General features: G+C 46.1%; 27 protein-coding genes. All 27 read right to left on the bottom strand.

The genetic code is table 11. The annotated features are described in order from the left end of the window. Positions 1 to 11: 11 nt before the first annotated feature. Positions 12 to 2,012 (bottom strand): chemotaxis protein CheA, encoded by a 2,001-nt coding sequence (locus KNO98_RS00740; protein ID WP_214698230.1) that lies wholly within the window; start codon positions 2,010 to 2,012, stop codon positions 12 to 14. A gap of 19 nt (positions 2,013 to 2,031) precedes the next feature. Next, positions 2,032 to 2,871: a MinD/ParA family protein gene (locus KNO98_RS00735; protein WP_034771109.1), complete on the bottom strand. Its 840-nt coding sequence runs from the start codon at positions 2,869 to 2,871 to the stop codon at positions 2,032 to 2,034. After that, positions 2,850 to 3,908 (bottom strand): flagellar biosynthesis protein FlhF, encoded by a 1,059-nt coding sequence (locus tag KNO98_RS00730; RefSeq protein WP_214698228.1) that lies wholly within the window; start codon positions 3,906 to 3,908, stop codon positions 2,850 to 2,852. The genes KNO98_RS00735 and KNO98_RS00730 overlap by 22 nt, the downstream gene beginning before the upstream one ends. 1 nt (position 3,909) lies before the next feature. Further along, a complete protein-coding gene (flhA, locus tag KNO98_RS00725) occupies positions 3,910 to 5,931 on the bottom strand; it encodes a flagellar biosynthesis protein FlhA (RefSeq protein ID WP_026826232.1) in 2,022 nt (673 codons plus the stop codon). Between the two features lie 13 nt (positions 5,932 to 5,944). After that, positions 5,945 to 7,039, bottom strand: coding sequence for a flagellar biosynthesis protein FlhB (flhB, locus tag KNO98_RS00720; protein WP_026826233.1), 1,095 nt, complete (start codon positions 7,037 to 7,039; stop codon positions 5,945 to 5,947). Further along, a complete protein-coding gene (gene fliR / locus KNO98_RS00715; protein WP_026826234.1) occupies positions 7,036 to 7,806 on the bottom strand; it encodes a flagellar biosynthetic protein FliR in 771 nt (256 codons plus the stop codon). The genes flhB and fliR overlap by 4 nt, the downstream gene beginning before the upstream one ends. Then, positions 7,803 to 8,075: a flagellar biosynthesis protein FliQ gene (gene fliQ / locus KNO98_RS00710; RefSeq protein ID WP_026826235.1), complete on the bottom strand. Its 273-nt coding sequence runs from the start codon at positions 8,073 to 8,075 to the stop codon at positions 7,803 to 7,805. Before fliQ ends, fliR begins: the two co-directional genes overlap by 4 nt. 11 nt (positions 8,076 to 8,086) lie before the next feature. After that, entirely contained in the window at positions 8,087 to 8,752 is a 666-nt protein-coding gene (fliP, locus tag KNO98_RS00705; protein WP_026826236.1) for a flagellar type III secretion system pore protein FliP, read from the bottom strand. Then, on the bottom strand, positions 8,749 to 9,243 hold the full coding sequence (locus tag KNO98_RS00700; RefSeq protein WP_214698226.1) for a flagellar biosynthetic protein FliO: 495 nt from the start codon (positions 9,241 to 9,243) through the stop codon (positions 8,749 to 8,751). The genes fliP and KNO98_RS00700 overlap by 4 nt, the downstream gene beginning before the upstream one ends. Next, positions 9,240 to 9,605 carry a response regulator gene (locus KNO98_RS00695; protein ID WP_214698225.1) on the bottom strand — a complete coding sequence of 122 codons (366 nt, stop codon included), beginning with the start codon at positions 9,603 to 9,605 and terminating at the stop codon, positions 9,240 to 9,242. Before KNO98_RS00695 ends, KNO98_RS00700 begins: the two co-directional genes overlap by 4 nt. A 13-nt stretch (positions 9,606 to 9,618) precedes the next feature. Further along, positions 9,619 to 10,722, bottom strand: a complete 1,104-nt coding sequence (gene fliY, locus KNO98_RS00690) for a flagellar motor switch phosphatase FliY (protein WP_214698223.1) — start codon at positions 10,720 to 10,722, stop codon at positions 9,619 to 9,621. Next, positions 10,719 to 11,708 carry a flagellar motor switch protein FliM gene (fliM, locus tag KNO98_RS00685; RefSeq protein WP_214698222.1) on the bottom strand — a complete coding sequence of 330 codons (990 nt, stop codon included), beginning with the start codon at positions 11,706 to 11,708 and terminating at the stop codon, positions 10,719 to 10,721. The genes fliY and fliM overlap by 4 nt, the downstream gene beginning before the upstream one ends. Positions 11,709 to 11,717: 9 nt before the next feature. Further along, positions 11,718 to 12,170, bottom strand: a complete 453-nt coding sequence (locus KNO98_RS00680) for a flagellar basal body-associated FliL family protein (protein ID WP_026826241.1) — start codon at positions 12,168 to 12,170, stop codon at positions 11,718 to 11,720. Beyond that, positions 12,163 to 12,381 carry a flagellar FlbD family protein gene (locus KNO98_RS00675; protein WP_214698219.1) on the bottom strand — a complete coding sequence of 73 codons (219 nt, stop codon included), beginning with the start codon at positions 12,379 to 12,381 and terminating at the stop codon, positions 12,163 to 12,165. Before KNO98_RS00675 ends, KNO98_RS00680 begins: the two co-directional genes overlap by 8 nt. Further along, positions 12,381 to 13,271: a flagellar basal body rod protein FlgG gene (gene flgG / locus KNO98_RS00670; RefSeq protein WP_026826243.1), complete on the bottom strand. Its 891-nt coding sequence runs from the start codon at positions 13,269 to 13,271 to the stop codon at positions 12,381 to 12,383. The genes KNO98_RS00675 and flgG overlap by 1 nt, the downstream gene beginning before the upstream one ends. A 17-nt stretch (positions 13,272 to 13,288) precedes the next feature. Continuing rightward, positions 13,289 to 13,717 carry a flagellar hook capping FlgD N-terminal domain-containing protein gene (locus KNO98_RS00665; RefSeq protein ID WP_026826244.1) on the bottom strand — a complete coding sequence of 143 codons (429 nt, stop codon included), beginning with the start codon at positions 13,715 to 13,717 and terminating at the stop codon, positions 13,289 to 13,291. After that, positions 13,689 to 14,774: a flagellar hook-length control protein FliK gene (locus KNO98_RS00660; RefSeq protein WP_214698218.1), complete on the bottom strand. Its 1,086-nt coding sequence runs from the start codon at positions 14,772 to 14,774 to the stop codon at positions 13,689 to 13,691. The genes KNO98_RS00665 and KNO98_RS00660 overlap by 29 nt, the downstream gene beginning before the upstream one ends. A 22-nt stretch (positions 14,775 to 14,796) precedes the next feature. Next, the gene (locus tag KNO98_RS00655; RefSeq protein WP_214698217.1) at positions 14,797 to 15,363 is read right to left on the bottom strand and encodes a MotE family protein; all 567 of its coding nucleotides are present in this window, start codon (positions 15,361 to 15,363) and stop codon (positions 14,797 to 14,799) included. Position 15,364: 1 nt separating this feature from the next. Beyond that, positions 15,365 to 15,799: a flagellar FliJ family protein gene (locus tag KNO98_RS00650; protein ID WP_214698215.1), complete on the bottom strand. Its 435-nt coding sequence runs from the start codon at positions 15,797 to 15,799 to the stop codon at positions 15,365 to 15,367. Continuing rightward, the gene (gene fliI, locus KNO98_RS00645; RefSeq protein ID WP_026826248.1) at positions 15,796 to 17,115 is read right to left on the bottom strand and encodes a flagellar protein export ATPase FliI; all 1,320 of its coding nucleotides are present in this window, start codon (positions 17,113 to 17,115) and stop codon (positions 15,796 to 15,798) included. The genes KNO98_RS00650 and fliI overlap by 4 nt, the downstream gene beginning before the upstream one ends. Then, positions 17,102 to 17,827: a FliH/SctL family protein gene (locus tag KNO98_RS00640; protein WP_214698213.1), complete on the bottom strand. Its 726-nt coding sequence runs from the start codon at positions 17,825 to 17,827 to the stop codon at positions 17,102 to 17,104. The genes fliI and KNO98_RS00640 overlap by 14 nt, the downstream gene beginning before the upstream one ends. Next, complete coding sequence (gene fliG / locus KNO98_RS00635; protein WP_026826250.1) at positions 17,811 to 18,818, bottom strand: flagellar motor switch protein FliG; 1,008 nt, start codon at positions 18,816 to 18,818, stop codon at positions 17,811 to 17,813. The genes KNO98_RS00640 and fliG overlap by 17 nt, the downstream gene beginning before the upstream one ends. Before the next feature lie 5 nt (positions 18,819 to 18,823). After that, positions 18,824 to 20,395: a flagellar basal-body MS-ring/collar protein FliF gene (gene fliF, locus KNO98_RS00630; protein ID WP_214698211.1), complete on the bottom strand. Its 1,572-nt coding sequence runs from the start codon at positions 20,393 to 20,395 to the stop codon at positions 18,824 to 18,826. A 22-nt stretch (positions 20,396 to 20,417) separates the two neighbouring features. Further along, positions 20,418 to 20,699 carry a flagellar hook-basal body complex protein FliE gene (gene fliE, locus KNO98_RS00625; protein WP_214698209.1) on the bottom strand — a complete coding sequence of 94 codons (282 nt, stop codon included), beginning with the start codon at positions 20,697 to 20,699 and terminating at the stop codon, positions 20,418 to 20,420. A gap of 13 nt (positions 20,700 to 20,712) precedes the next feature. Then, complete coding sequence (gene flgC / locus KNO98_RS00620; protein WP_026826253.1) at positions 20,713 to 21,141, bottom strand: flagellar basal body rod protein FlgC; 429 nt, start codon at positions 21,139 to 21,141, stop codon at positions 20,713 to 20,715. Positions 21,142 to 21,144: 3 nt separating this feature from the next. After that, on the bottom strand, positions 21,145 to 21,513 hold the full coding sequence (gene flgB, locus KNO98_RS00615; RefSeq protein WP_026826254.1) for a flagellar basal body rod protein FlgB: 369 nt from the start codon (positions 21,511 to 21,513) through the stop codon (positions 21,145 to 21,147). A 273-nt stretch (positions 21,514 to 21,786) separates the two neighbouring features. Continuing rightward, the gene (codY, locus tag KNO98_RS00610) at positions 21,787 to 22,566 is read right to left on the bottom strand and encodes a GTP-sensing pleiotropic transcriptional regulator CodY (RefSeq protein WP_026826255.1); all 780 of its coding nucleotides are present in this window, start codon (positions 22,564 to 22,566) and stop codon (positions 21,787 to 21,789) included. Positions 22,567 to 22,571: the final 5 nt, after the last annotated feature.

The raw sequence follows: 22,571 nt of genomic DNA, 5'->3' as shown, positions 1-22,571 counted from the left end.
AATATTCCTCCTTAAAAGAGATCATTACTATCTACGATAAGGGCGACTCGACCGTCACCGAGAATGGTCGCCCCAGAGATAGCCGGAATCCCTTCAAGATACGTACCGAGCGGTTTCATGACAATTTCTTGTTGGCCAATCAAATCATTGACGACGACTCCGACGAGTTTATTGCCTTTACGAACAACGACAACCGGGAATTGCGATTTTGTTTCCGATTCAATCTCAAACATTTCTTTCAAGTAAACGAGTGGGACCAATTGACCTCGGAAGTCAAAGACCCGCTCACGATGTGCTGTTAAAATATCTGCTTCATCGAGTAATGTCGTCTCAAGAATTGATGTCAACGGAATTGCGTAAGACTCCTCGCCAACTTGTACGAGCATCGCCGAGATGATCGAGAGAGTGAGCGGTAAACTAACTTGGAATTTCGTACCTTGCCCTGTGACCGTCTCTAAGGAAACGACACCACCGAGTGACTCAATTTTATTTTTGACAACATCGAGTCCAACCCCACGTCCTGACAGGTCAGTCACCACGTCTGCCGTCGAGAAACCTGGAGCAAAGATGAGCATCGCCAATTCGTTCTCAGACATCGCCGTCGCTTCATCATCCGTGATGACACCACGTTCCAACGCTTTCGAACGAACCTTGTCGACGTTAATACCTGCGCCGTCATCCTCAATCTCTATAAAGACGCGGTTTCCGCCATGATAAGCGCGTAAAGATAGCATACCTTGCTCTGGTTTCCCGGCTTGAAGACGCGCTTCTGGACGTTCGATTCCATGGTCAATCGCATTCCGAATCAAGTGAACGAGTGGGTCGCCAATCTCATCGATGACCGTGCGATCAAGTTCTGTTTCTGCACCAGAGATATCCAGCTGTACTTTCTTGTGGATTTCTTTTGCGACCGAGCGAACCATACGTGGAAAGCGATTGAACACTTGCTCAATCGGCATCATACGGAGAGTCAAGACGAGTGATTGCAATTCGTTCGTTCCACGTTTGATTTTTTCGACCGTTTCATTTAATTCAGGTTGACCAACTTCATCAGCTAAGCGCTCTAATCGTCCGCGATCGATGATGAATTCTTCGAACAAGTTCATGAGTCGGTCGATGCGTTCTAAGTTGACGCGAATCGTTTTTGCTTGAGCCTGTGCTGCCGCTTGCTCTTTTCCGTCCTTCGCGTCTTTCGATTCTTCCTTATCCGGAACACTTTGTACGATTGGTTCGGGGGCAATCGTCTCAGCCGTCACAGCGACTTCTGGTTCACTGTCGGACTTTTCTGTGAACGTACTAACTTCAACGCGTTCTACTTCTGATACTTGGGCGATGGCGTGTTCAATCATTTCTGTCGTCTCCTGCGATAGGAATAAGACGTCAAACGACAAATCGAATTGTTCTTGTTCAATCTCTTCTGTCTCAGGGTACGTACGTACGACTTCACCCAACTCTTGGAGGCGATCAAATACCATATACGCCCGTGCCGCTTTCAACACAACAGCTTCTGATAATTTGACAGTGATTTGATATGCTTCAAATCCAGATTGTTTCGCTTGATCGATGACCGAATTCGTATACAGATCGACTTCGAACGTATTTGTCTCTGACGTTTGTTCGACTACAGCCTCTTTACCACCGATGAATGATTGGAATCCGGCGACCGTTTCAGAAACATCCACGTTCGCTCCCTTTCCTCCGCTTTCGATGTCTGCAATCATGTCCTCCATCTGTTCCATAGCGATGAACATCGTATCCAACAATAATTGGTTACTTTCTTTTTTACCGCCCCGCACGAGGTCGAGCGCACTTTCCATCTCGTGTGTCAAATTTGCGACTCGTTCATATCCCATCGTCGAAGACATACCTTTCAAGGTATGTGCAGACCGGAAAATCTCTTGTACGACATCTGCGCCGCCTGTTTGCTCCAATTTAAGTAATTGCGTGTTGATTGATTGGATATGTTCTTGGGACTCATCTAAAAACAACCCTAAGTATTCGTTCACGTCCATCTCTATTACCTCCCTGTCGTTATACTCGGTTCCACTGTTTCCTTAAATTCCCCATCAAACGATTCATCAAGTGACGTGGTTTCGGCGGCGTCCCCGTAAGCGTTGTCAAAATTCGTTCGAGCCGCCAGCTAATATCACTTTTTCGATTGTATTGATAAAACGGGACTTGTGCGATGACTGCCTTTCTGACAGATGCGTCATCTGGTAGAAAGCCGAGGAATCGAATCGTTTTATTTAAAAACTGTTTGCATGCGACTTCCATCCGTTCGAAACATTGAAGTGCTTCCTCACCAGACTGAGCTCGGTTGACGATGACGCCTAGCGGTAAGTCAGGATACTGATGATGCACCAGTTTCGTATATGCATAACCATCCATTAACGAGGTAGGCTCAGGAGTCAAGATTAAAAACATCTCATCACACCCGGCAATAAATTGGAGCGAAGTGTCCGTCGCTCCAGCCCCCATATCGAAAAGGACGTAATCATATTCGGTCAGTACTTCGAGTTCTCGCATGAGAAATTGCATGTCATCATCTGAGAGATGGACGAGTTGGTCCTGCCCACTCCCTCCATGTAATATATCGACACCATACACATTTTTCTGAACAGCTGAAGCCAACGGAATACGAGCTTTGACAGACTCAATCATCGTTCTGGACTTCATTGCATTCATAAGAATATGAACGTTGGCCATACCAATGTCAAAGTCGACAATCAACACCCGTTTCCCGAGCTCGGCTAAGGCGATTGCTGTGTTGACGCATACGTTCGTTTTTCCGACTCCGCCTTTTCCACTCGCAAAGGCAATCGTCGTCGGATGGGCACCATTAATTGCTCTTAAACGCCTTGCTTGGTCCATCTTGCCCACCCTTCTTTCTCGAACAGTCGTTTCGTCAATGCGTCCGCATGTCCTCGAATCAAATCATCCGGCACTTCTTGACCATCCGTCATCCATGCGACCGGCAGACCACTCTTTTTCACCATGCGGTACATCGCATGGATATCACTCGTTTCGTCCGCTTTCGTAAAGATGAGCGAGCTGAGGGGCAACGATTCAAACTGGGAATAGATCATGTCCATGTCTTTCATTTTTGAAGTCAAACTCAACACGAGTGAAAGACTCGTTTCTGTAAAGTCATGATGCTCATGAAATTGTTCCACATATGCAGGATCACGGAAATTCCGTCCCGCCGTGTCAATCAATACGATATCTTTACGGGCAAATAATTGCTTCGCCCGTTTAAAATCATGAAAGTCATACGCCACCTCGACCGGAATACTCATGATTTCAGCATACGTTTTCAACTGTTCAATCGCTGCGATTCGATACGTATCGGTCGTGATCAAGCCGACCGTCTTGCCTTCCTTCAACTTGAAGTGCGCTGCAAGTTTAGCAAGCGTCGTTGTCTTCCCAACCCCCGTCGGTCCAACGACCATTACATATCGTTTGGCATCCGGTGGTTCAATGAAGGACGATTTGACTCGTTCGTACACATATCGTTCGACCTCTTCTATGGATTTTGTCGTATAGTACAACTCGTTCAGTGTCTCTTCCCATGATTCATCTTCAAATGACCCTGTCGAGAGTAACGATTCAACGTGTCGCAGTGAAGAGTGAAGCCTCGGTGCCGGTGCACCAACTACGCGAGGAGGTGGCGTTTGAGGTGTTACAGGTTTCGTAGATTCCGTCCGTACCGGGACAGACTGCCGCGGCTGTATGGTCGTTTGTTCTTTTTCAAGCGCTGCAATGACTTCCACTTGCTTTGAGGCGAAGAGCCCGAACCATCCGGTCTTCACTTGTCGTGAATTGAGGATGACCGCTTCATCACCGAGCTCTTGTTTTACTTTCGCCATCGCTTCTGCCATCGTCTTAGCCGTAAACTTTTTAATCTGCATCTTAAATCACCCCAATACTTTTCACTTCGACGGAACTGAGTAATTCGTTATATGCCAACACTGGAACATCGGGATAATACCGTTCGAGCAATTGTCGAACGAATAGACGAATTGTCGGTGAACATAAAATCACAGCCGATGCCCCATACCGTTCAAACATGGACAGTTGCTCGCCCGTACGTTCGATAATTTCCCGAGCTTGCTCCGGGTCGAGGGCTAAATAGTTCCCAAACTCCGTTTTCTGAACCGCTTCTTGAACGGTTTGTTCTGTCTGACCGCCGAGCGTGACCACGTAAAGCGGCCCCTCAGGAGGCTTCACTTGATCGGTCAACTGACGTGACAAGCCTTGACGGCAATACTCTCCAAGAATCTCTGCATCTTTCGTCACTTTTCCGTAGTCTGCCATCGTCTCGAACAAAAGAGGCAAGTTTCGAATCGATACATTTTCCTGTAACAAGTGGCGTAACACCTTTTGAATCTCGCCGATTGAGAGAACCGATGGCGTGACATCTTCTACTAGAACCGGATGAGTTTCCTTCAAATGTTCGACGAGTTGCTTCGTTTCTTCTCGTCCGAGTAAGTCAGCGGCATGTTTCTTCAGCGTCTCTGTTAAATGTGTCGCGACAACGGATGGGGGGTCGACAACGGTATACCCGCTCATCTCTGCCCTCGTCCGAGTCTCCTCATCAATCCAAAGAGCAGGAAGCCCGAATGCCGGTTCTGTCGTTTCAATCCCATATACTTCAGGGTCTTCAATCCCCGGACTCATCGCCAAGTAATGGTCAAGCAGCAACTCACCTTCCGCGACGACATTCCCTTTCACTTTAATTCGGTAGGCGTTCGGTGAAAGTTGCAAGTGGTCACGAATCCGGACAGTCGGTAAAATAAACCCGAGTTCGAGTGCGAGTTGACGACGAATCATGACGACCCGATCTAACAGGTCACCACCTTGCGACTCGTCCGCAAGTGGAATCAAGCCATATCCGAATTCAAATTCAATCGAGTCAATTTGTAACAACGAGACAACCGACTCAGTCGGTGCTGTTGAAGGTTCTTCCTCGATCATCGGTTCTTCCGTTGCCTGACGGATGTTACGTCGCATCGTATAGGCACCGAAGAACGCGGTACCAGCGATAATCATCGTTACCGGAAGAAGTGGTGGTGACACGAATCCAAGCATGAAGACGATCGAGCCTGCGATATAGAGCAGCGCCGGGTTTTGACCGAGCTGGTCAATCACATCTTCTCCTAAGTTCCCGTCCGAGACGGCACGGGTCACGATAATCCCAGTCGCTGTTGAAATTAAGAGAGCCGGGATTTGACTGACTAGCCCGTCCCCAATCGTCATGAGTGAGAACGTTTGAAACGCTTGTCCAACCGGTAAACCCATTTGAGCGACACCGATGATAATTCCAAAAATCAAGTTGATTGTTACAATAATAATCCCAGCGATGGCATCCCCTTTAACGAACTTCGAGGCACCATCCATCGACCCATAAAAGTCGGCTTCACTTTGAATTTTACGGCGACGAATCTGAGCCTCTTTGTCATCAATCAACCCAGAGTTCAAGTCGGCATCGATGGCCATCTGTTTCCCTGGCATCGCATCGAGCGTAAAACGTGCAGATACTTCAGACACACGTTCCGCACCCTTCGTGATGACGACGAATTGAATGATGACGAGAATCAGGAAGACGACGAACCCGACAAGGACGTTCCCGCCGATTACAAAGTCACCGAATGTCGCGATGACTTCCCCACCGTACCCGTTCGAAAGAATCGAACGAGTCGTCGATACGTTCAACCCGAGACGAAACAACGTCACAATCAATAAGAGAGAAGGGAATACGGAGAAGTCGAGTGCTTCCCTGGCATTCATCGCTACAAGTAAAATCATGATCGCGATTAATATATTTACGATGATTAAAAAATCTAATAAAAAGCCCGGTAACGGGATGATTAGCATAATGACAATCATCAAGACGCCAATCAAAATTGCAAAGTCTTTCGCTTTTACTGCCAACACATACTCCTCCTCAAGACGGTTGCTTCATTTGGTAGACGAATGCGAGAACTTCCGCAATCGCTTGATAAAACGACTCATCTACCACCTCACCGATGTCGATTTGCGCATAGAGTGCTCGTGCGAGCGGCTTATTCTCTACAATCGCCACGTCATGTTCTTTTGCTACATCTCGAATATGAAAGGCGACTCGGTCGACACCTTTTGCGACAACGAGTGGTGCAAAGTCTTTCGTATCGTCATATCGAATGACGACCGCGTAATGGGTCGGGTTCGTGATGACGACGTCTGCATTTGGAATTTCTTGCATCATACGTCGCATCGCCATTTCTCGTTGCTGCTGTTTGATCTTTGATTTAATGAGTGGATCACCTTCGGAATTTTTGTATTCATCTTTAATATCTTGCTTTGACATTCGAATCGATTTTTCGAAATCAAAACGTTGATAGAAAAAGTCAAGTAACGCAAGTGCGAGTAAAGCGACACTCACCCAAAGTCCAAGCTGAATCGTAATACTCGCGAGTGCGATAATCGATTCTCGAATCTGTTCGACGGCCATGCGAGACAATTCTTTTTGATTTTGCCAAAGGACAGCAACTGCGGTTGTCAGGATGATTAAAAATTTGAATAAGGACTTTAAAAATTCGACGACCGCTTTCATACTGACGATGCGTTTCACCCCTTTAATCGGGTCAATCCGCTCGAGCTTCGGCTGAATGGCCTCTAACGAAAATAGCGCTCCAATTTGGAGGTAGTTGATCAAAATCCCAAACACGACGGCAACGATAAAGAATGGTGCTAAAATCAATCCAACGCGCAGCATCAAATCGACCACCATATCCGACATGCCTCCAGTCACATTGAACAATAAATATTCCGGACTGAGTAAATCTCCAATCAACGAAAGTAATTGTTGACCGATAAATGGCCCAAAAAACGATAACATGAGGAACATTACAAAGAGCGCAAACGCTCCAGTCAAATCCGCAGACTTAGCGACTTGCCCTTTCTTGCGAGAATCCTCTCGTTTACGCGGTGTCGCTTTTTCTGTTTTTTCACCTGCAAAAAACTGTAGATTGACCGATAAAGGGTATAGAGGCTTCTTCATGACGCGTCTCCTAGTATAAGCATAAAATCGTGCATCACTTCTTGAAGCAGCGGAATGAACTGGCTAATTGATGTCAGTGTCAGCCCTAACAACAAGACCATGACGGAGAACCCGGCAATGAGTTTGAATGAAAAACCAATAGCAAAGATATTGAACTGCGGTGCCGACTTCGCCAAAAAACCAAGTGCTAAATCAACAAGTAATAAAGACGCCATCATCGGTAACGCTAACTGTAATGCGACCATCATCGTCATCGTGACGACTTTTACGGCCATCATGAGCGAGGCTTCGGTAAAGTTGATCATCGGTTGACCGGGTGGGTAGATTTGAAAACTATAGTAAATACCATCAATCAGCAGAAGATGCAAGTTACTCGTCAATAAAATGAATAGCGTAAAAATATAATAAAATCGTCCGATCAATGGCGATTGCCCTCCAAACATCGGATCATACGCGGAAGCCATTGCCAAACCGAGTTGTAAATCGATCACCCCACCGGCAATTTGCGGAGCAAAGAAGAGAATATTGATCAATAATCCGAGCAATAGTCCGATTACGACCTCATATACCACTTGCAACACAAACCCATTGGTCATTTGTATCGGCTCGGTCAATGTGAACATCGCGTAATACGCTAAAAACGCACTGAACCCCACGCGATGCATGACCGGTAACTGCTTCGTCGAGAACAACGGGACACTGACAAAAAAGCCAGACAGTCGCGCGAACGTTAACCCATACATACTGATGAAATCGACTGCATTCATTTCGACGCAACCTCAACCATTAGCTCGAAGATCAATCGGGTGAACCCTTCAATCTGTTGAAGCATCCATGGTCCGAATATAACCAGTCCAATAAAGACTGAGATGATTTTTGGGACGAACGATAATGTCTGTTCTTGAATTTGAGTCGTGGCCTGTAAAATCGAGATCACGAGACCGACAATCAGTGAGATGAGTAAAAGTGGCATTGCAATTTTTAATAATGTCCACACACTCTCTGTTGCCAAATAGATGACCATTTCTTGTGTCATGTCCGTTCCCCCTACATACTTCTAAGCAATGATTCCACAATCAAGTGCCAACCATCGACCAATACAAACAGTAATAATTTAAACGGTAGTGCGATCATAACCGGTGGAAGCATCATCATCCCCATCGACATGAGGACACTTGCGACGACCATATCAATGATTAAAAACGGTAAGAAGATCATGAAGCCGATTTGGAATGCGGTCTTCAACTCACTGATCGCGTAAGCAGGTACCAAAGCGAGAAGCGGTACATCATCAAGTGTTTCAGGCTGGTCGTAATTCCCATACTTCAAAAACAATTGCAAATCCTCTTGTCTCGTATATTTCGACATGAATGCCTTCATCGTCCCACTCGCCTCATCGAACGCCTCATCTTGTGAGATCTTGTCATCGAGGTAAGGCTTCAAAGCGTTCTCGTTTAAGTCAGAGAGAACCGGCGACATGACGAACAGTGTGATAAACAATGCCAATCCGACAATCAATTGGTTTGGCGGGGTTTGCTGTGTACCGAGCGCTGGTCGAATGAATGACAGGACGACCACGACCCGGGTGAAACAGGTCATCAAGATTAAAAAGGATGGTGCAAGCGTCAGTAACGTTAACAAAATCAATAACTTGATGGATGTCGACGTACTGTCCGGTGTTTCTAAATTGATTAATTGCTCAAACGTTGTCATGATTTCTTCCTCACTTCTTCTAGCTGAGCAAGTTGTTTCTTAAAGGTGTCTAAAAATGCATTCGAATTTGACGTTCGGAGTGACAAGGACTCTGTTTGCTCGTCATCCACCGCTTCCGCATCGAGTCGATCAATCAGTTGAATCGAGTCACCTACACCAAGGACGTACACTTGGTCTCCGAGCTTCACGAGCTGGACAGAGCGATCTTTTCCGAGAGGGACACCTCCGAGATGTTTCATATGTTGAGTCGCTTTCACGCCTTGTGTTTTTGAACTGAGCCAACGCATCAAGACGATGAAACCGCCGACCACGACAACGAGACTTAACACGACTTTCACGCCATTGCCAATCGTTGACGCTGTCGTTGGAACTTTACTTTCCACTTCATCTGTCTGTTGTTGCTCGAATTGTTGGTCTACGGTGGCGGCCTCAACCGTGGTCGGAACAAAGAGACCGACCACGAGAAGAATAATCAACCACCATTGCTTCATTGTGCGACCGTTTTAGAAACTGCTTCGATGACGCGTTCTGCGTTGAACGGCTTGACGATGAAATCTTTCGCACCGGCTTGAATCGCATCAATGACCATCGCTTGTTGCCCCATCGCCGAACACATAATAATTTTAGCGTTTGAGTCAAAACTGCGAATTTCTTTCAAAGCCGCCAAACCGTCCATCTCAGGCATCGTAATATCGAGTGTGACGAGATCCGGTGTGAGTTCACGGTATCTCGCAATTGCGTCCGCCCCGTTCTCCGCCTCACCTACTACGTCATATCCGTTCTTTGTCAAAATATCTTTAATCATCATGCGCATGAACGCTGCGTCATCCACTACTAATACTGTTGCACTCATTCTAATTTCCTCCTTAGACGATTCCGATCCGCTCATGCGGTTGAATAATTTCTGTTACACGTACCCCAAAGTTTTCTTCAATGACAACAACTTCTCCTCTAGCGATTCGTTGTTGATTGACATAAATATCGACCGGTTCACCTGCTAGCTTGTCGAGTTCGATGATGGAACCTTGTGATAACTCAAGCACTTCCCGAACGGATTTTTTCGTTCTTCCTAACTCTACTGTCACGTTCAACGGAACGTCATACAATAGACCAAGGTTCGCCGGGACTGCATCTTGTGAGGCCGACGATTGGAGCGGCATAAATTCCGCCTGACTCACTGCCACTTCAGGCATGGGCTTTTGCTTATCCGGTTGCGGGGCAACAGATTGTGCTTGAGGTTTTGGTGCTTCCACTTTCGGTTGCTCTTTTACCGGTTCTTTTACTTCCCCGGTTGCTTTCATCAACTCATCGACCAATTGCTTTCCAAACTGAATTGGTGCAATCTGGACGATTTTAGAGTCAATCAATGTGCCCACTTTGAGATTGAATTCAATGAGTACCATTGTTTCCCAAAGTTCAAGCCGATCGATAATGGTCTGATTCTTCGTTGCATCAAATATTTCGACAAGTGGTGGGGAAATGTCGATTTTTTTCGAAAGTACCGTCGACAATGACGTTGCTGCCGCACCCATCATCTGGTTCATCGCTTCTTGAACAGCCGATAAACGAATCTCATCGAGACTATCAGGGTCTACATTCTCACCCGTTCCACCTAGCATAAGATCAGAAATGATGGCCGCATCTTCGCGAGTCAACACGAGGACGTTCTCCCCTTTAATTCCTTCTGTGTAACCAACACGTAAGGCCACGTGAGGAGTTGGGTAACGCTCACGCAAGGCGTCAATTGTCACTTCACTGACAACCGGTGTCGTGATTTCAACTTTTTGTTGTAGTAATGTCGACAAGGCCGTTGCCGAGTTGCCGAACGAAATGTTACCAATTTCCCCAAGTGCGTCGCTCTCCATCGAATCTAAATGTTCTTCTTTCACTTCGACTTCCGACGTCGGCGTATTGTCGCTTGTTCCACGTAATAACGCGTCAATTTCATCTTGTGACAGCATCTCACTCATTGCTCTTCCTCCTTCACACGGTGAAGCACTTGCACAGCCATTCGCTTCCCGCTCACACCGACTTGCCCTTTAAATACTCTATTTTCTCCCACCATGACGGATAGAGGTTCTTTTGCTAATTGATCAAGTGCCAAACAATCTCCAACTTCTAGATGCAGTAAATCTCCAAACGTAATTGTCGTCTCACCGAGTAAAGAGACAACCTCGACCGCCGAGCTCATCAACTGGGCTTTGAGCGGTTCTTTACTCGATTCGCTCGCATTCCGACGATTCGCTTCCTGCATCCAATAATGACTCGAAAGTTTGGATAAAACAGGTTCGATTGTCACGAATGGGAGACAGACGTTGATTGTCCCACTCACTTCCCCAATCGTCACTCCAATCGAGATCAACACGACCGTCTCGTTTGGTGAAACGAGTTGCAAGAACTGCGGATTCACTTCAACAGCAGACATTTCTGCTTTAATCTCTGCAATCGATTCCCATGCATCCCCATAACTTGAAAAGGCACGCTTGTACAATTGCGTCAAAATCCGCATCTCGATTTCAGTGAACGATTCGATTTTATCCACCTCGACACCCGGACCACCAAGTAAGCGGTCTAACATCGCATACGAAATGTTCGGGTTGACCTCGATGATGAACCGACCGTTGAGCGGTGGCGCTTCAATCAAATTGATCATCGTCATACTCGGAATAGAATGAATGAATTCATCGTACGGTAATTGTTCGACCGAGTTGACCGAAAATTGAACATATGTGCGAAGCTGGGCCGAGAAAAATGTCGTTAACATGCGAGTGAAGTGCTCGTGAATCCGAGTTAAACTACGAATTTGATCTTTAGAAAATCGAACGGCTCGCTTGAAGTCGTATTGTCGAACTTTTTTCTCTTCCTCTTGTGCGAGAAAGGAATCCGCTTCGACATCCCCACTGCTTAGAGCAGATAGTAAGGCATCAATTTCTTGTTGAGACAGTACTTCTCCCATGATGCCACCTCACTGAATAATTTTCTTCGTCATATAGACGCGCTGGACTTCACCTTCTTCAAGCAGTCCGTTAAGTTGTTCTCGTAATGTTTGTTCGAACTTTTGCATATCTTCTTTCGTCGTCAACTGTGCTTTGGTCATGCCAGCCAAATCGCCAAGAATAACGTTATGCACTTGGAACTTGCGCAGTTCTAAATTCTCTTTTGTTTCAGCTGCATCAGTGACAATCGTAAATTGAACGTTGATGAAACGCTCGTCTTGAATGTTTGTCGTCATATCATCTGTCATGAAACTACGTTCTGCCAACTCTTCAGCCGTGACCGGTTTCGTTTTAGCAGTGACGTTATCACCGAAGACGTATTTGTAGGTCATGAACCCGGCCCCGCCCATGACGAGCAGGACGACTAGCAAGATAATCACGACCTTCAGGCCGCCACCTTTTTTCTTTTCTTCTTCACTCATCTTCTTCACCTCTTGTGAACATCGTTCCGACTAAACCAATTGAACGGTAAAAAAATTCGGTTCGTTCAATGATTTGATTTTTCGTTTCTTTCACGAGATACGTTTTGCCATTAAACAATTGGATAATCGTGTCGGGCTCTGCTTTCACCGTTTCGATGAGCAGGGCGTTGAGCACGAACTCCTCACCTTGAAATGCCGTGACGCGAATCATCAGCGTTTCAAGTTAACGAGCTCTTGAAGAATCTCGTCTGAAGTTGTAATAATACGTGTATTCGCCTGGAAACCACGTTGTGCCACAATCATTTCTGTGAACTCTTCAGAGAGGTCAACGTTTGACATTTCAAGCGCACCTGAGACGAGTGTTCCTCTACCTTCTGCTCCTGGGACTCCAATCTGCGGTACACCTGAGTTTTGTGATTCAGAAAAGTTGTTTGCCCCAGTCTTTGAAAGACCCGCATTGTTCGCGAAGTTTGCTGTGACAATATAACCCGCAACTTGTAATTTACCTGCATCATCTACAAAGCTGACTTTACCGTCTTTTGCAACCGAAATCGCTTTGGCAGTTGGAGGAATCTGAATACGGCCATATCCATCTGCTGGACCAGGAGTTACCGTAGGATCGTATGGTGCAATTGCGGTTTCAACAGAATTAAGTGGTGGAGTTCCAGCTGGTGGTGTCGCTGTACGAGAAGCTAGTAAGAACGTCCCGTCCCCAGTGACAAGGTTTCCATCATTGTCAGTATAAAAGTTACCTGCACGAGTATATTGGAATCCATTTTCAGTTCGTGTTACATAAAAACCTTCACCTGAAATTCCAACATCAAGGGCACGCCCTGTATTTTGCATGGCCCCTTGGTTGTACACGTTATCGACCGTTGCCATCGTACCACCTAGTCCGATTTCTTTCGGGTTAATCCCCCCTGCAGTCGTTCCGTTACCACCCGATGCACTACCGACTTGTTGACTGACAAGGTCTTTGAATGTGACGCGACCTTTTTTATATCCGAACGTGTTGACGTTGGCGATGTTGTTCCCGACGACGTCTAGCTTTGATTGGAAGTTCTTCAATCCACTGATTCCTGAGTACATTGCTCTTAACATTATATTTCCCCCTACGCTTATTTGATGGAAGTGATATCGTATACGCTGACTGACGTGCCGTCTTCAAGATCGGCCATATACCCTGTTAAATCATTTCGAGAGATTGAGACAACGCGACCTGACCCTTTTGTCGTCTCTTCGCTCGTTTCTGATGTGAAGTCAATTGTTTTACCAATCATGCTACTGTATTCAGAAATCGATGACATATGGCGGTCAACGAGGACAGAGTCAAGTTGTTTCGAAATCGTTTGCATCTGTTCGAGTGAAGAAAATTGCGCCATCTGTGCGATGAATTCACGGTCTTCCATCGGCGACATCGGGTCCTGGTTCGCGATTTGAGCGAGTAACAATTTCATGAACATGTCTTTGTCGTATTGGTTCGTCGCTTTTGGAAGCGACTGGTCTGGCAATGTATAATCATTCGTCTTCGGTTGGATGCTCGTCATCTTCAGATCCTCCTTTCGGCTGTTCGTTAGGTTGTTCTTGGTCCGGCTGCTCAGAACCTTCTGACGTGCCCGACTTCGAATCAAGAGCTTGTTGTGTCAAGTTGACCTCAACCCGAACGTTTTGAGAATGAGGTGCCAATGTTTGCTGCAACTGTTGGACTTGCGACTGAATCAGTTGCTTCGCCTCTTGGCTACTGGCAAACATTTTGACGACAAGCTCACCGTTCTTCCGTTCCAACTTGACGACAAGTTCTCCAAGTTGCTCCGGATATAGCCTCACGGTGAACACTTTTGAACCATCCGCCCCACTTTTGAACGGTGCCTTTTGAAGAGCCGCTTCAATCCGAGCTTGTAAGTTTTCAGGAAGTGACCCTTTTGAAGCATACATGACGGTATCCACATCAATTTGTGGTCTCGACCAGTTCATTCCTTTCGGCATCCAGTCGACATTACTTGATTGAAGTGCAGGTTTTGCTATTTTTACGGTTTCAACATTCGTCATTACGGGAACTTCTTTCATTGTGCCCTCGCCTGGACCTTTATGTTGCGTGATGATCCGCTGAATCGTTTGAACATGCTTTGCAAGTTCTTGATTCGGAACAGGTTGAGTGACTGGAACATGTGGCGTTTGACCAGCTGCTTCTTTTTGGTTCATTACATTGATTGATGAGCTAGCCTGCGTAATCACCGGTAAAACCGAAGACGAGAGCGTCTCAGCTTCTTGTGAAGAATTGGACAATTGCCCGAGTAATCCTACATACGCATCCATAAACGTACGATACGCATCTTGCGGTAATGACTTAAGCCAATTCAACGTGTCAGGTTTTTGAAACCATGACTCGAGTTCCTTAGCCATCTTTTCAAGGTCGACCGCTGTTTCAGGAAGCACGCCTTCTTCAAGATGAGGAAGTGCTGTTTGCTCTCCAGAGCCTTGCGTCGAACCGAGCATCGCCGACAGGAGGTCTAGAAAGCCGCCTGCACTCTGCGACTCACCTTCCGCAACTCCGGCTCGAGCCGTTGATCCTTGAATGGCTTGTGTCAATAAAGCGATATTCAATGTTGGCCCTCCCTTTTCATGTTCATTGGAGAAGCTGCGTCACAACCGCAGCTTGCTGTGCGTTCATACGCCCTAAAATATCCGCCTGCTGTTTAGGAGATAATTCCTTTAACAGGTCAGCTACCTGTGGGCTCTCTAGCTCGCCCATGATTGCTGCAGCCTGTTTGGCAGACATTTCTTCATAGACACTGGCAACATCGGATGAGGTTTCATCTTCTTTAGTCGCTGCTTCAAGCTCAGAGGTGAGACGATCTCGTTCGCGAATCAAATTGGTAATTTCTTCTTGTCTCGCTTTTACTTCGTTCGTCAATTCAACATTCTCATTCCGCAATTTTTCAATCTCACTGTTCGCCGCTTTCAAGCGATTCGTTGTTTCTGAATCGATTCCCGTCACATTGACTTGAGTCTCAGACGTTTTAGTTTCCCCCGTCTTTTCGTCATTCTTTACTTCTAGTAAGGGAACAGATAACAGTGGACGGTCCATCGCATAGTTCATGACGACGATTCCGCCAACTAAAATGAAAATCGCTGGGATGAGGACCAACGCCACAATCATTTGCTTGCCTCGTTTATTGTTCTCTTTTGCCATGCTACTTCCCTTTCCCATGATGAATCACAGCAAGTTCGTCCATCATTTGTTGCTCTGTAAGTTTTGCCACTGTCATCTCATGCAGGCTGGCTTTTTCATGCAGTGTCACATATTTCTTTTCTTCCACCACTTTGCCGAGCAATCGCTCTTGCGATACATGATAGCGATTGCGCGCTTGTTGAACGACGAGCTGTTGCGTCTCGATTTGACGTTTCACTTGTTCTCGTGTTTTTTCACGATATTGCGACATGAGGAGATCGATTCTTCCAGATTGTTCATCTTGATGTTTAATCAATGTTTCATACATTAAGAGGAGATCATATAACTTCTCCATCTCCGTTTCGAGTTTCGATTTCAACCCCCTTACTTCTAAGGCAGCATCTTCTTTCTCATGTTCAGCTATAGGCATGATTCGTTCTAATATGAGTCTATTCATGATTCACCTCGCGCGATATGTGACAAGTGGCCCATCGTCTGTTCGAATGCGGCGTCTTCCTCAATCGATTGCTTCAAGAACGTCAATAAGAATGGATACTTCTCAATTGCCGTATCGATTGCCGGATTGGTCCCTTTTTTATATGCACCGATATTAATCAAATCTTCTGCATCGATATAAGTTGCTAACCAGCTACGGAATGTTTGAGCCGCTTCCCGATGTACAGGAGACGCGATTTGATTCATGACCCGGCTAATCGACTTTAAGACATGGATCGCAGGAAACTGCCCACGGTTCGCAAGCGAACGGTCCATGACAAAGTGTCCATCTAATATCCCTCGCACCGCATCAGCGATCGGTTCGTTCATATCATCCCCATCGACAAGCACCGTATAAAACGCCGTGATTGATCCGCTGGCTGCGGTACCACTCCGTTCTAGCAGTTGTGGCAACATGGCGAATACAGACGGTGTATACCCTTTAGATGTCGGTGGTTCACCCGTTGCGAGTCCAATTTCACGCTGCGCCATCGCAAAACGTGTCACCGAGTCCATCATGAGAACCACTTCTTTTCCTTGGTCGCGGAAATACTCTGCAATCGCGGTAGCCGTGTATGCACCCTTCAAGCGGACAAGCGGTGGCTGATCACTCGTCGCTACAATCACGACGGATCGAGCCATTCCTTCCGGTCCAAGCTCTTTTTCGATGAACTCTTTCACTTCTCGCCCACGTTCTCCAATGAGTGCAATGACATTAATGTCAGCAGAAGAACGTTTGGCGATCATCCCGAGCAACGTCGACTTTCCTACGCCAGACCCGGCAAATAATCCGACACGTTGACCTTTCCCGACGGTCAAAAGACCATCAATCATGCGGACACCGGTCGATAGAGCTTCTAAAATCCTCGGTCGATTCAATGGGTTCGGCGGTTTGCGTTGAACGTCGTAACGTTTTCCGGTCACGAGTTGCTCACCGGATAAGGGACGTCCTAAACCGTCGAGTACCTGTCCAATCAGTTCTGCGCCTACAGGAACTTGAAGCATCTTCCCTGTCCCTTTTACAAGACAACCTGGTGCGATTTGGATAGTTTCACCGTATGGCATGAGAAGAACACGCTCTTCATTGAAGCCAACCACTTCTGCTTCAACCGTTTCATTTGAAGGAAGGACAATCAAACATCGTTCCCCGACAAACGCGCTCGGTCCATTTGATTCAATCATCAATCCGACGACCCGACAGACTCTGCCGATTTTACGCGTATACTCACCATCTGCGGACTGCTTGATTGATTCGATGACCTGTTCAATAAGCGCCATCCGCTAAAACCTCCTCGATTTTGGCTTGGATGCGTTCGAAGCTGTACGATAAATCGACTTCATTTCCACGATGTGGCGATTCAATTCGAATAGCGGTTTCGTCAAGCGATCCATCTCCACGATACTTAAGAGGCGGTGTCTCGTCTGTCCGCCATATCGATTCGAATTGCTGAATCGATGCGAGTCGGGTCGGATGTACAAAGATTGTGAGTGCTTCGGCGTCAATTAGGTGTGACATCTGTTCACGAATCATCGTCGCAAACAACTCTTCATCTTTTCGAACAAGATCCGTTGTCACATGAGCACTGACTGAAACGGCCAATTCAATCAGCTGTTCTTCCGCTTGCCTCCATTTTTCTTCAAACAAGAGTTCGAGCTCGGTCGAAACGGAATTTAAACGCGTCGTGATGTCTTCAAACTCCGCCAGTCCATCCTGTCTCCCTTGAAGAAGGCCAGCTTGATACCCTTCTGAACGGGCTTCTTCAATCGTTTGTTGTTTCAAACGTTCTAATTGCTCTACTTCTGTCAGTTGAAACTGTTGAAATGCTTCTTCATCCTGTTTCAGCTTCTCGTAGCGCGACTCGATGACTTGATGATGGTCGATGAGATCGGTCGGTTCAATAACGGGTGTTTCTAATCGTTTGGATTCAATCCGTTGCGGAATGTTCGACATTGCACGTTGACGTTTGATTACATTAGACAACGATGTCATCTCCTCCACCTCGGCTGATTACAATCTCGCCGACATCCTCTAGGCGGCGAATGATTCCGACGATGCGGCTCTGCGCCTCTTCCACGTCACGCAATCGCACTGGCCCCATGAATTCCATGTCTTCTTTGAACGTTTCGACCATCCGTTGTGACATGTTTTTGAAGATGATTTGTTTTACTTCTTCTGAAGACACTTTGAGTGCTAACAACAAATCATCGTTTGCCACTTCACGGATGATTCGTTGAATCGCACGAGAGTCGAGTGTGACGATATCTTCGAATACGAACATGCGTTTCTTGATTTCTTCTGCGAGCTCTGGGTCTTCGATTTCGAGCGCATCGAGAATTGTGCGTTCCGTCGTCCGGTCGACACCATTCAACACTTCGACAACCGCCTCAATACCACCCGACTGGGCATAATCTTGCATATCCGTTTGCGAGAGGTTCTTTTCAAGAATTTGTTCCACTTCATGAATAACGTCAGGATTGAGTCGATCCATCGTCGCAATCCGTTTTGCTACTTCCGATTGAATCTCAGGAGGTAGCTCCGATAATATCTGGCCTGACTTGACTGGTTCTAAATGGGCTAATATCAATGCAATCGTCTGTGGATGTTCATTTTGTATAAAGTTCAGTAACTGTTTCGGGTCTGCTTTTCGTGCAAACTCGAACGGTCGTACTTGTAAGGTCGATGTTAGACGATGAATCAATGCCATCGCTTTATCTTCACCAACGGCCTTCTCAAGGACCGTTTTCGCAAATCCGATTCCACCTTGAGTGATGTAGCTTTGTGCCATAGCGAGCTCATGGAACTCACCGAGAATGCTATCTTTTTCTTCCGGGGACACTTTTTTTAACGCTGAAATTTGAAGCGTCAGTTGTTCCATCTCTTCTTCAGAAAGATGCTTATAGACGTTCGCCGCCACTTCCGGTCCCAGGGAAATCATGAGCATCGCTGCTTTTTCGCGATTCGATTGTTTTGCATAATTCACGTTACTCACTCCTCAGACATCCAAGTACGAAGCAGTTTAGCAAACTCTTCTGGATTACTTTCAGCTAATTTTTCTAACTGTTTCTTCTTCACTGCCCCTTCACCTCGCTCCTCGAGGTCCAGGTCTGGAACTTCATCTTCATATGGGACTTCCCATTCGTTCGTCTCTTCCACGACTTCTTGCTTGCGTCTACGCATCGCGAAGAAGATGAGCGCAAGAAGAACGACCGCTCCGGCTGCTGTCGCATACATCCACCATGGTGTAGGTAGTTCCGTTGCCGCGATTTCTTCTACTTCGGCGAACGGTCTCGACACAACGACGACCTTCTGTTCGAGTTCGGCATCTGTGATGGCCACATCCGTCTTCGCTAATGAAGTTCGAATGATGGAATACATCATCGTTTCGAGATCACCTTCGAGTTGTGGATCGATACTCGTTGCACCATCTGGCGGCTCAACAATGAGTTGCACACCTAGGTCGCGAATCGAATACGGTGCATTTTGAATCTGTTTGGTGATGCGATTCACTTCATAATTGATGATTTCATGATTCTTTTCACTTTCTTCCGTTCCGTCCCCAGTAGCTGCCGGGAAGTTGATTGTGTCATTTTCGCCGGTCCCTGTTGCTTCTGTCGCCGTCCCAGTTGCGCCTGTGTAAGCTTCTGCGATTCGTTCAGCTGAAGTCACAATACCTTCCATATTTTCTTCATCAACCGGCGTCACTAAATTCTGTTCTTCGGCTGTCTGTGTCGTATCGATATCAGCTGTGACAGAAACGAGTACGCTCCGTTCACCTAGTAAGACAGATAACATCTGTTGAATTTGTTGACGGACGTCTTTTTCGACTTGACGTTTTAGTGCCAATGGGTCAGATGAAGAGCCCCCTGCAACTACCGTTTGATCAAGATCATAATACGTAAAGTATTGATCCATAATTGAAATATTTTCAGGTTTTAAGTTAGGAACACTCTTACTGATTAAATGATAGAGGCCTTTCACTGTATTCGGTTCCAAGCTCGTTCCTGCACCGACGTTTAATACAATTGAAGCTGTCGGTTCGCCTTGATCTTCTGCTAAAAAGACAGACTTTTCAGGAAGGGAGATGATGACTTTCGCTTGATTGATACCTTCAATTTGAGTGATAAGACGCTCTAACTCCGTCTGCATTGCACTTCGTTCGATGACAGCCATTTCACGGTCTGTCGTTCCAAAACCTGCGTTTTCACTGAAGAAGCTATAGTCAATCGATCCGGATTTTGGAATCCCGGCCGCGGCAAGGCTCACTTTTAACTGATCGACCATTTCATTTGGTACATATACGCTCACACCGTTCGAAGTCGCCTTGATTTCTGACTTCACTCCGTCCGCCGTCAACTTCTCCGTCACTTCACCTGCTTCTTGAGCAGACAAGTTCGTATAGAGAGGTGACATGTTTGGTCTCGAAAGGAAGAATGTGAGTACGAAGGCCGCGATTAGAATGACCGCAATCGAGATGCCCCATACGAGTTTTTGCTTCGTTGAAATCGCCTTCAATGAGTCGGTCATGGATTTGAATCGTTCTTTTAATTGTTCATTCATCGCAACTTGTCATCCTCTACAATTAAACTTGCATTCGCATCATTTCTTGATAGGCTTCAACAGCCTTGTTCCTCACCTCGATGGCAAGTTGCATCGCAATCGACGACTCTTCGCTTTGGATCATCACTTGATGAAGGTCAGCTTTTCCGACGGCCAAATCTTTACGGGCCTCACTTGTCGCTTGTTGTGTCTCATTCAGCGCGTTCATCGCTTCATTCAAATACGACCCAAACTGAGATGGGTTCGTTTTGTTCATTGATGGCACGACTTCCGGGCTCATCAATTGAATCGGATTAATTTGCATCCCTGATCACTCCTTATCCTTTTCCAATCTCCATCGCTTTGACGAGCATCGCCTTCGATGCGTTCATTGCAGCAATGTTCGCTTCGTAAGAGCGAGTTGCACCCATTAGGTCGACCATCTCTTTTAGCAAATCAACGTTTGGCATTTGTACGTACCCACGCTCGTCCGCATCGGGATGGCTCGGATTGTAGGCCAACTTGAAAGGTGCATCGTCTTCGATGATTTGAGACACTTGCACCCCACCATTAACAGCATCCATTTGTTTTCGGAAAGGTGCTTCCTGCAACACAGTCATCTTTCTCGTATAAGGTTGCCACTCGCCATCTACGAGTTTCCCTCGTGTCGTTTGGGCATTGGCAATGTTGGCCGAGACGGTATCCATTCGTAAACGTTGAGACGTTAACGCTGATGCTGAAATATGAAAACTATCAAACATTCCCATCGATTAACGCCCTCCCCGAATAACTGATTTCAATCCTCCGAGCCTACGATTTAATTGCTCCATCGTTGCCTCGTACTGGAGTTGGTTTCGTGCCAGTTCACTCATTTCATAATCTAAGTCGACATTGTTGCCATCACTTCTCATCGCTCCACCTGCTCGATCGACTACTTTTGATTGAGTCGAGTCACTCGGTCGACCATCTTGTAGTTTGAGACGCATCTCACTTTGAAGTGTCTGCTCAAATATCGCTTGTTTCGCTTTAAAATTTGGTGTGTCAATGTTTGAAAGGTTATGACTGATAACCTTCTGATTGAGAACTGCATGATTGACGGCTTGCTTGAGTAATTGATAGTCACTACCAATCCAATTCACGGCGTTCACTCGCTTTCGTGTGATAACTACTGAATATACCTGATTTGGAAATTCCACTATTTCATTGAAACAAATCTGTAACAGTTCTGAAAGATACTTTTTAAAACATAGGTAAATGGCTTAATATATTTTTGTCGAATTGCCGACAAATTCTGAAAAAAATTACTTTTGCACTAAAAAAAACCGCCCTCTGCCAAGAGAAAGCGGTTTTTTAGGAATAAAGTCCCTTTTTTAAGGGTTTTCAATGTTAATTATACATTAAAAAGTTGCGTTCTAGTTTGATTTTAATTTTTGTAATTCAAACAAGAAGTTGTCATTTAATATTTTAATATACGTTCCTTTCATTCCTAAAGAACGTGACTCAATAACCCCCGCACTTTCCAATTTTCGAAGTGCGTTTACGATTACTGAGCGTGTGATTCCCACTCGGTCGGCAATTTTGGAAGCAACTAGCAGTCCTTCGTTACCACCGAGCTCCTCAAAAATATGCTCGATTGCTTCAAGTTCTGAATACGATAATGAATTGATCGCCATTTGAACGACAGCCTTCTTACGGGCTGATGTCTCTGCTTCCGCAGCTTTTTCCCGAAGGATTTCCATCCCAACAACCGTCGCGCTATATTCAGCGAGGACGAGGTCGTCTTCTGTGAATTCATTCGCCAAGCGTCCTAAGACGAGTGTACCTAGACGCTCACCACCGCCGATGATTGGAACAATCGTCGTCATCGAGTTTAGGAAGAGATCATGGTTCTCGACAGGGAATGCCGTATATTCGCTGTCGATATCGATGTTCGCTGTCGTTTCCTTGACATTGAACAAGTTTGAGGCATAAGGTTCTGGGAACTGTCGGTCCACCAAGAATGCCTTCATGCGTTCATTTTCAATTTGTTGTTTGATTGCAAAGCCGAGTAAACGTCCACGACGGCTCACGATAAACGTGTTTGATTCAAGTACTTCACGCATTTTGTCCGCCATTTCTTTAAAATCAACGTGCGCACTTGCTTCTTGTTGAAGCATCGTGTTTAATTGGCGAGTTTTGTCTAGTAAATTCATAATGT

Source organism: Exiguobacterium sp. s57 (assembly GCF_018617685.1).
Classification (GTDB): domain Bacteria; phylum Bacillota; class Bacilli; order Exiguobacteriales; family Exiguobacteriaceae; genus Exiguobacterium; species Exiguobacterium marinum.
The sequence above is the reverse complement of the archived record's forward strand: the minus strand, read 5'-3'. Positions and strand labels throughout refer to the sequence as shown.